Annotated in this window: 12 protein-coding genes; all 12 read left to right on the top strand. The window is 56.5% G+C overall.

Annotated elements, in window-relative coordinates; all coding sequences use genetic code 11:
* The first annotated feature begins 167 nt into the window (after positions 1 to 167).
* On the top strand, positions 168 to 701 hold the full coding sequence (gene pyrR, locus KNP81_RS07290; RefSeq protein ID WP_021067057.1) for a bifunctional pyr operon transcriptional regulator/uracil phosphoribosyltransferase PyrR: 534 nt from the start codon (positions 168 to 170) through the stop codon (positions 699 to 701).
* A gap of 49 nt (positions 702 to 750) precedes the next feature.
* A complete protein-coding gene (locus KNP81_RS07285) occupies positions 751 to 2,052 on the top strand; it encodes a uracil-xanthine permease family protein (RefSeq protein ID WP_214719476.1) in 1,302 nt (433 codons plus the stop codon).
* A gap of 130 nt (positions 2,053 to 2,182) precedes the next feature.
* Entirely contained in the window at positions 2,183 to 3,088 is a 906-nt protein-coding gene (locus tag KNP81_RS07280) for an aspartate carbamoyltransferase catalytic subunit (RefSeq protein WP_214719475.1), read from the top strand.
* Positions 3,085 to 4,365, top strand: a complete 1,281-nt coding sequence (locus KNP81_RS07275) for a dihydroorotase (protein WP_214719474.1) — start codon at positions 3,085 to 3,087, stop codon at positions 4,363 to 4,365. The genes KNP81_RS07280 and KNP81_RS07275 overlap by 4 nt, the downstream gene beginning before the upstream one ends.
* Positions 4,343 to 5,425, top strand: coding sequence for a carbamoyl phosphate synthase small subunit (locus KNP81_RS07270; protein ID WP_214719473.1), 1,083 nt, complete (start codon positions 4,343 to 4,345; stop codon positions 5,423 to 5,425). Before KNP81_RS07275 ends, KNP81_RS07270 begins: the two co-directional genes overlap by 23 nt.
* 1 nt (position 5,426) lies before the next feature.
* Positions 5,427 to 8,630: a carbamoyl-phosphate synthase large subunit gene (gene carB, locus KNP81_RS07265; protein ID WP_214719472.1), complete on the top strand. Its 3,204-nt coding sequence runs from the start codon at positions 5,427 to 5,429 to the stop codon at positions 8,628 to 8,630.
* Positions 8,627 to 9,346, top strand: coding sequence for a dihydroorotate dehydrogenase electron transfer subunit (locus KNP81_RS07260; RefSeq protein ID WP_214719471.1), 720 nt, complete (start codon positions 8,627 to 8,629; stop codon positions 9,344 to 9,346). The genes carB and KNP81_RS07260 overlap by 4 nt, the downstream gene beginning before the upstream one ends.
* Positions 9,343 to 10,269 carry a dihydroorotate dehydrogenase gene (locus tag KNP81_RS07255; RefSeq protein WP_214719470.1) on the top strand — a complete coding sequence of 309 codons (927 nt, stop codon included), beginning with the start codon at positions 9,343 to 9,345 and terminating at the stop codon, positions 10,267 to 10,269. The genes KNP81_RS07260 and KNP81_RS07255 overlap by 4 nt, the downstream gene beginning before the upstream one ends.
* Entirely contained in the window at positions 10,244 to 10,948 is a 705-nt protein-coding gene (gene pyrF, locus KNP81_RS07250) for an orotidine-5'-phosphate decarboxylase (RefSeq protein ID WP_214719469.1), read from the top strand. Before KNP81_RS07255 ends, pyrF begins: the two co-directional genes overlap by 26 nt.
* Complete coding sequence (gene pyrE, locus KNP81_RS07245; RefSeq protein WP_214719468.1) at positions 10,932 to 11,561, top strand: orotate phosphoribosyltransferase; 630 nt, start codon at positions 10,932 to 10,934, stop codon at positions 11,559 to 11,561. Before pyrF ends, pyrE begins: the two co-directional genes overlap by 17 nt.
* Positions 11,562 to 11,677: 116 nt before the next feature.
* Positions 11,678 to 12,493, top strand: a complete 816-nt coding sequence (locus KNP81_RS07240) for a hypothetical protein (RefSeq protein ID WP_251130302.1) — start codon at positions 11,678 to 11,680, stop codon at positions 12,491 to 12,493.
* Complete coding sequence (locus KNP81_RS07235) at positions 12,490 to 13,425, top strand: FUSC family protein (protein WP_214719466.1); 936 nt, start codon at positions 12,490 to 12,492, stop codon at positions 13,423 to 13,425. The genes KNP81_RS07240 and KNP81_RS07235 overlap by 4 nt, the downstream gene beginning before the upstream one ends.
* The last annotated feature ends 159 nt before the right edge of the window (positions 13,426 to 13,584 follow it).

The following is a 13,584-nucleotide window of genomic DNA, read 5'->3' as shown; positions in this document are numbered from 1 at the left end:
ATAACACCTTTAAACCCAGTCCAGAGAGGCTGTGAAAGGATTGTGGCCGCGGCCACGACACGTCGATTATTTGAGGCAGAGGTCTGCCCTCACATATGAAGACTTCCTTTTCCAGCCGGATGAGGAAGTCTTCTTTTTTTATATAATTTGTGAGAGGGGGGAACTAGTTGAAACGTTCCACGATTTTAGACGAAGCGGCCATCCGCCGCGCACTTACCCGAATCGCCCATGAGATTATCGAGCGAAACAAAGGGACGGACAACGTCGTACTCGTCGGGATTAAAACCAGAGGCGAGACGCTCGCCGACCGGCTCGCCCGCCGAATCGAAGAAATCGAAGGCAAACCGATTGCCCTCGGCAACTTAGACATCACGCTCTACCGGGATGACTTATCAAAGAAATCACTCGACCCGGAAGTGAAAGCGACCGAGTTACCGCATGATATCAACGGCAAGACGGTCGTCTTGATTGACGACGTCCTTTATACAGGCCGGACAGTGCGGGCTGCCATGGACGCACTCGTCGACCACGGACGTCCGGATTATATCCAGCTCGCCGTCTTGATTGACCGCGGGCACCGCGAGTTACCGATTCGCCCCGACTTTGTCGGCAAGAACGTCCCGACGTCGAAGTCGGAACAAGTCGTCGTCAGACTCAGTGAAGTCGATGCGACCGACGAAGTATTCATCAAACAGCAATAATCAAAAAACCTTTAAGGTGGTCCAGAGAGGCCAGGAAGGAGAACCACATATGAAACCCATCCTCAACATCCACGAGCGTCCCGCTCACTTACCGCAATGGCTGCTCTTCAGCCTGCAACACGTCTTCGCCATGTTCGGAGCGACGATTTTAGTCCCGATTTTGACGGGGTTGAACACGTCCGTCGCCCTCGTCGCTTCCGGTGTGGCCACGCTCTCATTCCTAGCCATCACACGATTCAAAGTCCCAACTTATCTCGGATCGAGCTTCGCGTACATCGCGCCGATTATCGCCGTCAGCCAACAATGGGGTGTCGAAGCCGCCTTGTTCGGAGGCATCATCGCCGGTTCCGTTTACGGCGTCGTCTCGCTCATCATCTATAAGACCGGCGTGAACTGGTTGCTACGCTTGCTGCCGCCGGTCGTCGTCGGTCCGGTCATCATGGTCATCGGCTTATCGCTCGCACCGGTCGCCATCGACATGTCGATGAATAAAGACGGGGCGTACAACGGAACGTTCATCACCGTCGCGTTGCTCACGCTTGGCATTACGATTCTCGCCATGACGACGCTCAAAGGAGTATGGGGCGCTGTCCCGATCTTGTTCGGCATCATCGGTGGTTACCTCATCGCCGCACTGTTCGGAATCATCGACTACTCGGCGCTCGGACAAGCGAGCTTGTTCCAACTGCCTGACTTCACGATGGTGTTCGTCGACTACATGCCGATGTGGCAAGTCGGGGCACTCCTCGCCATCGTCCCCGTCGCACTCGTCACGATGACGGAACATATCGGCGATCAGATGGTCACGTCGAAAATCATCGGCCGCGAGACGATGAAAGACCCAGGTCTCCATCGGACCCTCCTCGGCGATGGGGTCGGGAAAGCGGTCGCCTCGGCACTCGGTGGTCCACCGTGTACGACTTACGGTGAGAACAACGGGGTCATGGCTATCACGAAAGTGTATAGCGTCTACGTCATCGCCGGAGCGGCACTCATGGCCATCAGTTTCGGATTCCTCGGACACGTCGAAGCGTTCATCTCGACGATTCCGAACCCGGTCAAAGGCGGCATCTCGATTCTCTTGTTCGGGGTCATCGCCTCGAATGGTCTCCGGACGATGGTCGAGAGCAACGTCGATCTCGCCGAGAAACGCAACCTCATCATCGCCTCGGTCATCCTCGTCATCGGACTTGGTGGGGCGATGGTACAACTCGGCAGCTTCCCGGTCCAAGGGATGGCGCTCGCAACGGTCGTCGGGATTCTCTTGAACGCCTTCTTGCCAAAAGCGGAAAGCGTGGAAGAACCTGCTGCTGAAACAACTGAAGACACACGACAAGCAAGTAACTTTTAATTCGATCCCGTGAGGTCGGCAAAGTGAAGGCTCGTTTATTTGGGTGTGTTCTGCCCAGATAAAGGCGTCCCTTCACGTAGGTGAAGAGACGCCTTTTCTCTTTGCCTTCACATAAAAGGAGGAGACGAACATGAACATCATCAAACAACAACCGAAGCATTTTGTCAGCTTGGACACGCTATCCCTCGACGAGATTATGGGTTTGATCGAGGAGTCGCTCCGTTATAAACAAGGGAACATGCCCCCATTGTTCGATGGGAAGACGGTCGCGAATTTATTCTTTGAAAACTCGACGCGAACGAAAAATTCGTTTCAAATGGCCGAACGGCATTTGAAGGTCCAGGAAATCCCGTTCGACGTGGCGACGTCTTCGGTGACGAAAGGTGAGACGCTCTACGACACGTGCAAGACGCTCGAGGCGATTGGGGTCGATGCCCTCGTCATCCGCCATCCGGAGTCGGGATACTATCATGAACTCGTCGAAACATTGAATATCCCGGTGTTGAACGGCGGTGACGGGAGCGGGGAACATCCTTCCCAGTCACTCCTCGACCTCGTCACGATCTTTGAAGAGTTCAAGACGTTCGAGGGATTGAATATCGCCATCTGCGGCGACCTCGTCCATAGCCGTGTCGCCCGCTCGAACGCCTCGGTGCTCAAACGGCTCGGTGCGAACGTCGTCGGCTGCAGCCCCGCCTCCTGGTGGGACGAGTCGATGGGGCTCGAGCATCGTGACCTCGACGACGTGTTGGCCAACTGTGACGTCATCATGTTGTTGCGCGTCCAGCACGAACGCCACATCATGGGCGATATCTTCTCGAAAGAAGATTACCATGTACGCTACGGCTTGACGCCGGAACGCGTCGAGCGGATGAAACCGCAAGCCATCATCATGCATCCGGCCCCGGTCAATCGGGACGTCGAGATTGCCGGCAGTTTAATCGAACATCCGCAGTCGCGTATCTTTCCACAGATGACGAACGGCGTTTACGCCCGGATGGCCATCTTAAATCGAGCATTAGGGGGACAATTATGATACTTCAACACGCAACTTGGTATGACGGGAACACGAAACGGACGACGACGCTATTGATTGAGGACGGCGAAATCCGCTCGGTCGACTATAACGGCACGACTGAAGGACACGAAGTGATCGATGCGACAGGGATGCTACTCATCCCGGGACTCGTCGATGTCCACGTCCACTTGCGCGAACCGGGTGGGGAGAAGAAAGAGACAATCAAGACCGGGACAGAGGCGGCTGCGGCCGGCGGATTCACCACAATCTGTGCGATGCCGAACACGCGTCCGGTCCCAGACGACCGCACCACGATGGACCAGCTGTTGGCAAAAATCGAGCAAGACGCCATCGTGCGTGTCCTGCCATACGCCGCCATCACGAAACGACAGCTCGGCACCGAGCAAGTCGACATGGCCTCGCTCGCCGATTCGTTCGCCTTCACCGACGACGGGGTCGGCGTCCAATCGGCAGCAATGATGCGTGCGGCGATGCGGGAAGCGAAACGACTCGACAAGGCGATCGTCGCCCACTGCGAGGACAATACGCTCAAGGCCGGTTCGGTCCACGAAGGCCGGTTCAGTGAAGAACATGGCATCCAAGGCATCCCGAGCCTCGCCGAGAGCATCCATATCGCCCGGGACGTCTTGATCGCCGAAGAGACAGGCTGTCACTATCACGTCTGCCACGTCTCGTCACGACAGTCGGTGCGCGTCATCCGCGACGCCAAACGAGCCGGTATCCGGGTCACGGCCGAAGTGACCCCGCATCACCTCGTCCTCTGTGAAGACGATATCCCGGGCCTCGACCCGAACTTTAAAATGAATCCACCGCTCCGGAGCGCGGACGACCGGGAGGCGCTACTCGAGGGCTTGTTCGATGGCACGATCGATATGATCGCGACCGACCACGCCCCGCACACGGCCGAGGAGAAGGCGGCCGGCATGGAACGGGCCCCGTTCGGGATCACCGGTTTCGAAACGGCGTTCCCGCTCTTGTACACGACGTTCGTCAAAACGGGACAGATGGAAGAGGCGGCGCTCATCGAGTGGATGACGAAACGACCGAGCGACGTGTTCGGGTTGCCGTACGGTGTGGTTGAAGTCGGCCGAGCGGCGGACCTCGCCCTCATCGACCCTGAGACGGAGCGGGTCGTCAATCCGACGACGTTCCGCTCGAAAGGGAAGAACACACCGTTCGCTGGGAAGAAACTAGTTGGCTGGCCGGTCATGACCATCGTGGCTGGAAAAATCGTATATAAGGGGAGATTCGATGAAACGAACATTATGGCTTGAGGACGGTACTTCATTTGTAGGAACAGCGTTTGGTGCAAGTGTGGAGACGATCGGGGAAGTCGTCTTCCAGACCGGAATGACCGGGTATCAAGAGATGTTGTCTGACCCATCGTACTGCGACCAGCTCATCGTGTTGACGAATCCGTTGATCGGGAACTATGGCGTCAACCGCGAAGATTTTGAGACGACCGTTCCGATGGCGAAAGGGCTCATCGTCAAAGAAGTGTGCGACACACCGTCGAACTTCCGCTCGACCGCGACGCTTCATGATACGCTCAAACGCTTCAACATCCCGGGTCTAGCAGGAGTCGACACACGCATGTTGACGCGTCACTTGCGCTCACTCGGCGTCATGCGCGGTGTCATGGTCGACGGCGACTCGACGTGGGAGACGGTCAAACACCGCTTCGATGTTCTCCTGCCGACCAATCAAGTCGAGCGTGTCTCGACGAAGCGGGCGTATGTCAGCACCGGCAGCGGCCCACGGATTGCCCTCATCGATTTCGGCGCGAAGCTCGGCATCATGCGTGAACTCGTGAAACGCGACTGTGAAGTCGTCGTCTTGCCGCACGACGTGACGGCAGAAGAAGTGATGCGCTATGAGCCGGACGGCGTCATGCTGTCGAACGGACCGGGGGACCCGAAAGACGTCCCGACGGCGTTACCTCTCATCGAGCGCCTCATGCCGACACTCCCGATTTTCGGAATCTGTCTCGGCCATCAGTTGATCGCACTCGCGAGCGGTGCCAATACGTTCAAACTCCCGTTTGGTCATCGCGGTGCCAACCATCCCGTGGTCGAACTAGAGACCGGAGCGGTGACAATCACGTCCCAAAACCACGGCTACGCAGTCGATGAAGCGTCACTCGCGACGACAGGACTCGTCGTCACGCATCGCGCCGTCAACGATGGCACGGTCGAAGGTGTGAAGCATCTGCATCATCCGACGTTTTCGGTCCAATATCATCCCGAGGCGGCACCGGGTCCATACGACGCCAACGATTTATTTGACCGTTTCATACAACTCGTTCAAGAAAACAAACAGAAAGTAGGAATGTGACATGCCAAAACGACCAGATATTCAGAAAATCCTTGTAATCGGATCCGGCCCAATCGTCATCGGACAGGCGGCAGAATTTGACTATGCTGGTACCCAGGCGTGTCTTGCCTTGAAAGAAGAAGGATATGAAGTCATCCTCGTCAACTCGAACCCGGCGACAATCATGACGGACCCGACGACGGCGGACCGTGTCTATATCGAACCGCTCGAACCGGAGTTCGTCGAACGGATTATCCGTCAAGAGCGACCGGACGCGCTCCTGGCCACACTCGGCGGCCAGACCGGCCTCAACTTGGCGATGGAACTCGATCGTCGCGGTGTGCTTGAAGATTGCGGCGTCGAATTGCTCGGGACAAAATTATCGGCCATCGAACAAGCTGAGGACCGGGAACAGTTCCGCGACCTCATGTATAAGCTCGGCCACGGGGTCCCGGAAAGCGAAATCGTGCAGTCGCTCGAGTCGGCTTGGGGCTTTGCCGACCGGATCGGCTATCCGATTATCATCCGTCCGGCGTACACGCTCGGAGGAACCGGTGGCGGGATTGCCCATGACCGGAATGAATTCGAACAGTTCGTCGAATCAGGACTGAAAGCGAGTCCAGTGACACAAGTGTTGCTCGAGAAATCGATTGCCGGCATGAAAGAAGTCGAGTATGAAGTGATGCGCGATTCGAGCGACCAGGCCATCATCGTCTGTGCGATGGAAAACTTTGATCCGGTCGGGGTCCATACGGGCGACTCGATCGTCTTCGCTCCGACGCAGACACTGTCGGACCGCGACTATCAGATGCTCCGCAGCGTCTCACTCGACATCATCCGCGCTCTCGGCATCGAAGGGGGATGCAACATCCAGTTCGCCCTTGACCCGGACAGCTTCACGTACTACGTCATCGAGGTCAACCCACGTGTCTCCCGCAGTTCGGCGCTCGCCTCGAAAGCGACGGGATACCCGATCGCCAAGTTGGCTGCGAAAGTAGCGGTCGGATACAAGTTGTCAGAATTGAAGAACCCGGTGACGGAGACGAGTTACGCCTCGTTCGAACCGGCGCTCGACTATGTCGTCGCTAAGATTCCGCGCTTCGCCTTCGATAAGTTCGAGACGGCTGACCGCCGGCTCGGCACCCAGATGAAAGCGACCGGGGAAGTGATGGCGATCGGCCGCAACTTGGAGGAAGCGCTCCTTAAGGCTGTCCGTTCGCTTGAACTCGGGACAGAAGACTTGGCCGTACCGCGGCTCGCACAATTGACGACGGATGAGCTCGATCGCGAGTTGACGACGCCGACGGATGAGCGACTCTGGATGCTTTATGAGGCACTCCGTCGCGGTTATTCGACGGAACAGTTGCATGAGCTGACCAAAATCGACCGTTTCTTCTTATCGAAACTCGCACGGATTTGGCAACATGAAGAGACGCTCCGGCTTGAGCCGCTCACGAAAGAACGACTCGTCGAAACGAAGCGTCTCGGGTTCAGCGATAAGATGATCGCCCGCATCGTAAACGAGAACGTGGAGACGGTGACGACGCTTCGGAACGACTGGGGCATCCGTCCGGTGTACAAGATGGTCGACACGTGTGCGGCTGAGTTCGCCTCGGAGACACCATACTTTTACGGGACGTACGAAGTTGAGAACGAGGCCGTGAAGACGGACAAGCCGTCGATTCTCGTCCTCGGTTCGGGCCCGATCCGCATCGGTCAAGGTGTCGAGTTCGACTACGCGACCGTCCACTCGATTCAGACGATTCGTGACGCAGGTTATGAAGCGATCATCATTAACAACAACCCGGAGACGGTGTCGACCGACTTCTCAATCTCGGACCGACTCTACTTCGAACCGCTTACGACCGAGGACGTACTCGAGGTCATCCGCAACGAACAGCCACTCGGCGTCATCGTCCAGTTCGGTGGCCAGACGGCCATCAACTTGGCAGCCTCGCTCGAAACAGAAGGGGTCCAGATTTTAGGGACATCGCTTGAAGACATCGACCGCGCCGAAGACCGGAAAGCGTTCGAAGCGACGCTCTCGGCCGAACAGCTCGCCCAGCCTCCAGGCAAGACGGCGGTCACGGTAGAAGAGGCCGTCGCGTGTGCCGACATGCTTGGCTATCCGGTACTCGTCCGCCCATCATACGTCCTCGGCGGCCGGGCGATGGAAATCGTTTATGAGCGCTCGGAGCTCGAGCGGTATATGCGCCACGCCGTCGTCGCCTCGAAAGACCGTCCCGTCCTGATCGACCGCTACTTGACGGGCATCGAGATTGAAGTCGACGCCATTTGTGACGGGACGGACGTCTACATCCCGGGCATCATGGAACATATCGAACGGGCCGGGGTCCACTCGGGCGACTCGATTGCCGTGTACCCGCCGCAGCGGTTGAGCGAAGCGTTAAAACAGAAAGTCGTCGATTACACGATTAAACTCGCCAAAGCGTTCCGGATCAAAGGATTGCTCAATATCCAGTTCGTCTACGCGGACGACTTATACGTCATCGAGGTCAACCCGCGGGCGAGCCGGACCGTCCCGTTCATCTCGAAAGTGACGGGCCTTCCGGTTGCACGCATCGCCACGCAGACGATTCTCGGAACGAGTTTGAAAGACCTCGGGTTAGGGACCGGCTTGCATCCGGAAGCGGACGCGATTTCGGTCAAAGTCCCTGTATTCAGTTTCGCGAAACTGAAAGAAGTCGACCCATCACTTGGGCCGGAGATGAAATCGACCGGTGAAGTCATGGCGACAGACCGCACGCTCGAAAAGGCGTTATATAAAGGACTCGTCGCCGCCGGCATGACGATCGCCTTGAAAGGGAACGTCCTGTTGACGGTCGCCGACCAAGACAAGGAAGAGGCGCTCGACATCGCCCGCCGTTTCAACCGACTCGGATTCCGCCTGATGGCCACGTCTGGCACGGCGCATGCGCTCTCGACAAATGGCTTGCCGGTCCACCCGGTCGGGAAAATCAATGAGGCCGGAGAGACGATGCTGAGCGTCATCGAACGAGGGGAAGTCGATATCGTCTTGAACACGACGACGCGTGACGCCCTTGCGACGAAAGACGGGTTCATCATCCGTCGGGCCGCGGCCGAGCAAGGGGTGCTCTGCCTGACGTCGCTCGACACGGTCGAGGCGCTGCTCCAAGTCATCGAGAGCCTGTCGTTCCAAACGACGAGTTTACCGGCCTTCACGACATTCGGGGTGACCGTATGAGACAACTCGCGACCATTTTATCGAACCGATTGATTGCGACGGCGACGATGGAGATGAAAATCGAGATCGCACCGCAGGCCGTTGCGCCGGGCACGTTCTTCCATGTGAAGACGTCAGAGCTGTTGCGCCGGCCGCTCTCGGTCGCGAACGTCGAAGACAACGTCGTCACGTTCCTGTATAAAGTGATCGGCAGTGGGACGGCAGATTTGGCCGCGCGTCGGACGGGAGACGTCTTAGACGTCCTCGGACCGCTCGGCAACGGTTTCCCGCTCGAACAGACGGGTAAACGGGTCGTGCTCGTCGGTGGGGGCATCGGGGTGCCGCCGCTCTACTACACGCGGCGCCTGCTCGCCGCCCGTGGCATCGAGACGGTAGCAATTCTCGGGTTTGATACGAAAACGAGCATTTTTTATGAAGACGCGTTCCGTGAACTTGGGGAGACGATCATCACGACGGTCGATGGAACGTATGGAGAAATGGGATTTGTGACAGGTCCGCTTGCGCGGGTCGACGCCGATGTCTTATTCAGCTGCGGGCCGGAACCGATGCTGAAAGCGGTCGCCGCGTCACACATCGAAGAGCGCTATATCTCGATTGAGAATCGGATGGGGTGTGGCATCGGCGCTTGTTTCGCTTGCGTGTGCGAAGCGCCAAGCGGTTACGTCAAAGTGTGCAGTGACGGACCGGTATTTCGGGCAGAAGAGGTGACGCTATGAGACTTCACGTCGATTTGCCAGGCTTACAGTTAAAGAATCCGATTATGCCAGCATCAGGCTGTTTCGGATTCGGGGAAGAGTTCGCCAAACTCTATGACTTATCGATGTTAGGCGGAATCATGATTAAGGCGGCGACAGGCGAGTCGCGATTCGGCAACGGGACGCCGCGGGTCGCCGAGACGGCACAAGGCATGTTGAACGCCATCGGCCTTCAAAACCCGGGTGTCGACGCCATCATCGAACACAAACTACCGTTCTTGTCCGCGTTCGATACCGAGATTATCGCCAATGTGGCCGGCTCGACGCCCGAAGAGTACATTCGTGTCGCGCGAGAGCTCAGTGCCGACCCGACCATCAAGGCGCTCGAACTGAACATCTCGTGCCCGAACGTGAAGTGCGGCGGGATGCAATTTGGGACCGATCCCGACATGGCGGCGGAATTGACCCGACTCGTCAAAGCGGCGTCAACAAAACCGGTATACGTCAAACTGTCACCGAACGTCACGTCAATCACAGCGATGGCGAAAGCGGTCGAAGCGGCCGGGGCCGATGGCATCACGATGATTAACACGCTCGTCGGGATGCGCATCGACGTCACGACCGGGCAGCCGATTCTCGCCAATCGCATCGGTGGTTTGTCTGGACCGGCCATCAAACCGGTCGCCATTCGGATGGTCTATGAGGTCGCCCAGGCCGTCGATATCCCGATTATCGGGATGGGCGGCGTGCGGACGGTCGACGACGTCTTGGAGTTCATTTATGCGGGTGCTTCGGCAGTCGCGGTCGGAACGGCCAATTTTGAAAATCCTTACGTCTGTCAGGAAATCATCGAAGCGTTACCAGGACGACTCGACGAACTTGGGATTGATCATATTTTAGACATCAGGGGGAAAGCTTATGAACAGACTGTATCTCGCGCTTGATGTCGAAACGGGCGCCGACGCGTTCCGTTTATTGGAACGAATCGAACAAAAACCGGCCGTCAAAGTCGGGATGGAACTGTTCTATCGGGAAGGGGGCCGCTTTGTCGAGCAACTCGTCGACAGCGGGTACCCGGTCTTCTTAGACGTCAAAGTTCATGACATCCCGGAGACGGCACGGCGGACGCTCCGTCAAATCGGCCGCCTCGGCGTCGAGTTGACGAACGTCCATACGTTCGGCGGCGAGACGATGATGCGTTACGCCTTGGACGGCTTACGTGAGGTGACTGATACGACGAAATTGATTGGGGTCACCCAGTTGACGTCGACCGATGAACAAATGCTCGCCGAAGAGCTACACATCGAAGGGGGATTGGAACAGGCCGTCCTTCGCCAGGCTTCCATGGCCGACCGGGCCGGGCTCGACGGAGTCGTAGCGTCCGTGCATGAGGCCCACTCGATTCGCCAAGCGCTCGGCTCGTCATTTTTGACCGTGACGCCCGGTATCCGCATGAACGAGACAGCGGACGACCAAGTCCGGATCGCCACGCCGAAAGCGGCTCGTGACGCCGGTGTGTCGGCCATCGTCGTCGGCCGACCGATCACCCGGGCCGAAGACCCGAACGCTGCCTATGCATACTACTTACAAGAATGGAGTCGAACTTATGAGACAAATCGCTGAAGCTTTATTACAAATCGAGGCCGTGACCCTATCACCAGAAAATCCGTATACGTGGTCGAGCGGGATGAAGAGTCCGATTTATTGTGACAATCGCTTGACGCTCAGCTATCCTGACGTCCGCAACCTCATCATCGACGCGCTCGTTGAGGTGATCCGTCCGCTCGATGTCGACGTCATCGCCGGGACAGCGACAGCGGGAATTCCCCATGCGACGCTTGTCGCCGACCGGCTCGGGTTGCCGCTCGTCTACGTCCGTTCGAGTGCGAAAGGACATGGGAAAGGGAATCAAATCGAGGGCCGGTTTGAACCGGGGGCTCGTGTCGTCGTGATTGAAGACTTGTTGTCGACCGGCTCGTCGAGCATCGAGGCCGCCAAAGCGATTGAGGAAGCCGGCGGGGAAGTCGTCAAGATTCAAGCGATTTTCTCCTACAGTCTGAGCCGCCTCGCCATCAATCTGTTAGACTCCGGCTTCACGGCGCATGCACTGATTACACTTTCGGATTTGCTCGACGTTGCCGTCAAGAAGCGAATCATCAGTAAAGAAGAATATGCTTCCTTACGTGACTGGCGAAACGATCCGACAGGTTGGAGCGAACGTGTCTTATCTTCATAATCTGTAACGAGAATCCACCTCCGGGCGGATTCTTTTTCTATTCGGTACATGGCATACTGAACATGTTAGAATAGGGAAAGCAGTCAACAAAGGAGATGTGTATGGCGTATTCTAGAATGAAGGGAAAATCCTTGAAAGTCCGTTTTCAAGAGATCCCGAAACATCGTAAACTTGCGTTCGGACTCGTCCTCACCGTTTTGCCCCTCATTTTCTTCTTGAATTTATTCATATTCAGTCACGTGTTGGCACTTGGGGACACGTACGAGGACCGCTATCAAATGAAGAAACTTCGGCTCGAGACGGCGCACGGAAATGTCGAGTTCGTTCGAAGTACGAATGAGAAGGTCCACATTGATGTGTTACAGACGAACTCGAAAGAGCGTCGCATCAAAGTCAAATCGGTTGGCGATACGATTTCGGTCGTCGAACGATACGGACAATTCAGTCAATTTGGCAGTCGAGCGAGCGATGAACCGTCTCGTTATAAAATCCGAGTCGCCTTGCCGAGCTCGATGACATCGATCGAAGTCGAGGCCGAGCAAGTGACCGGCCAAGGATTGATTGCCAAGACAATCGTCTTGGAGGCGAACGCCGTTAATGTAAAAAAACTCGAAAGTGATCGGCTTCGTGTCGAAACACGGAGTGATACGACACTCGAAACCGTCCGTGTCGTCACGGGAGATATCCGTTCGTATCGGAACGCGACCGTGAGCGACATCGTCGTCAATCAAAGCATGACGATTCAGACGGAGGCGGGGACGCTCGCGTACGCGCCGCGTAATGCGACCGGACAAGTGAACGTCACGACCACAGGCAACGTGACGGCGTCGGAACGGTTCAATGAAATCGGGGGCGGCGTATACCATCTGTCGAACTCGAACCGACCAAACATCGAACTCATTTCCGAGACAGGAAAGGTCGAGCTTAAATGATGAACAAACGTTACATCCCAAAAGTCGGACTTCGAACTTTGAAGACCGGCATCGCCGTCGCCATCACCATCGCTTTGTCCTGGTACGTGTTCGGCATCTATTCAGGCATGGGGGCCATCGCGGCCGTCGTCGCGATGCAACCGACCGTGAAGCGGTCATCGAAAATCGTCTTCAGCCGCATCTTCGGAACGATGGTCGGGCTCATGTGCGGTCTATTGATCGTCTATGCGTTCGGGGTCAACCCGATTTCAATCGGACTCGCCGTCATCGTCGCGCTCACGCTCAACACGACGTTCGATAAGACACACATGTCGACGTATGCCGCGTTCGCAATCGTGCTCATGCTCGAGAATCCGACGACCGACTTCTTCCACTATGCGTGGACCCGTTCATTATTGACGGCCGTCGGGGTCTTCGTCTCGCTCGGTGTCAACTATGCGTTCATGCCGCCTCGTTACGAGGAGCGGTTGCTCAGTGAGATTCGGAAGACGTCGGCGTACATGTTCCAGCACTGGCGCGAGCTCATCGGCTCGCCGTCCGAGTTGCTCGAGACGCGGGCCCGCATCCTCGGCCATCAGGAGCTGCACATGATGCTACAAGAGGATATGAAAGTGACGAACGTGAAATTGAAGCATTTGACGATGAAGCAATACCGGTTGTTGATTCATCTCGAGGATAAGCTCGTCTTGTTGCTCGAGAGTCTCGCTGAACACCGGGAGGCGCTGTTGATTATGGACGAGGAAGAGCGCCGGGCGTTCGAATCCGAGTTTTTATACCTGCTCGCGCATCACCACGATATCCTTTATACGTGTGACAAGCCGCATGCGCTGTTCACGTTGCCGCATGAGGATTTATCCGTTTCTGAAATCTTACACGGGCATTTGCTCGACTATCATGAACAGCTCGAAGCGTTCAAACATAATCCGAAATAAACGAAGGCCTCGTTTTAGCGACGGGGCCTTTATTTGTTGTCAATGTAAGTGGAGATGTCATATTTACACATGCCTTTGGCGACACCCTCCGTTTCTGGGGCGATGCGGATATCTCCGCAGTGCGTGCCGCACTTTACGGGGTCATCCTTGCATCGCTAT

This window comes from Exiguobacterium sp. s149 (genome assembly GCF_018618395.1).
Taxonomy (GTDB): domain Bacteria; phylum Bacillota; class Bacilli; order Exiguobacteriales; family Exiguobacteriaceae; genus Exiguobacterium; species Exiguobacterium chiriqhucha.
The sequence above is the reverse complement of the archived record's forward strand: the minus strand, read 5'-3'. Positions and strand labels throughout refer to the sequence as shown.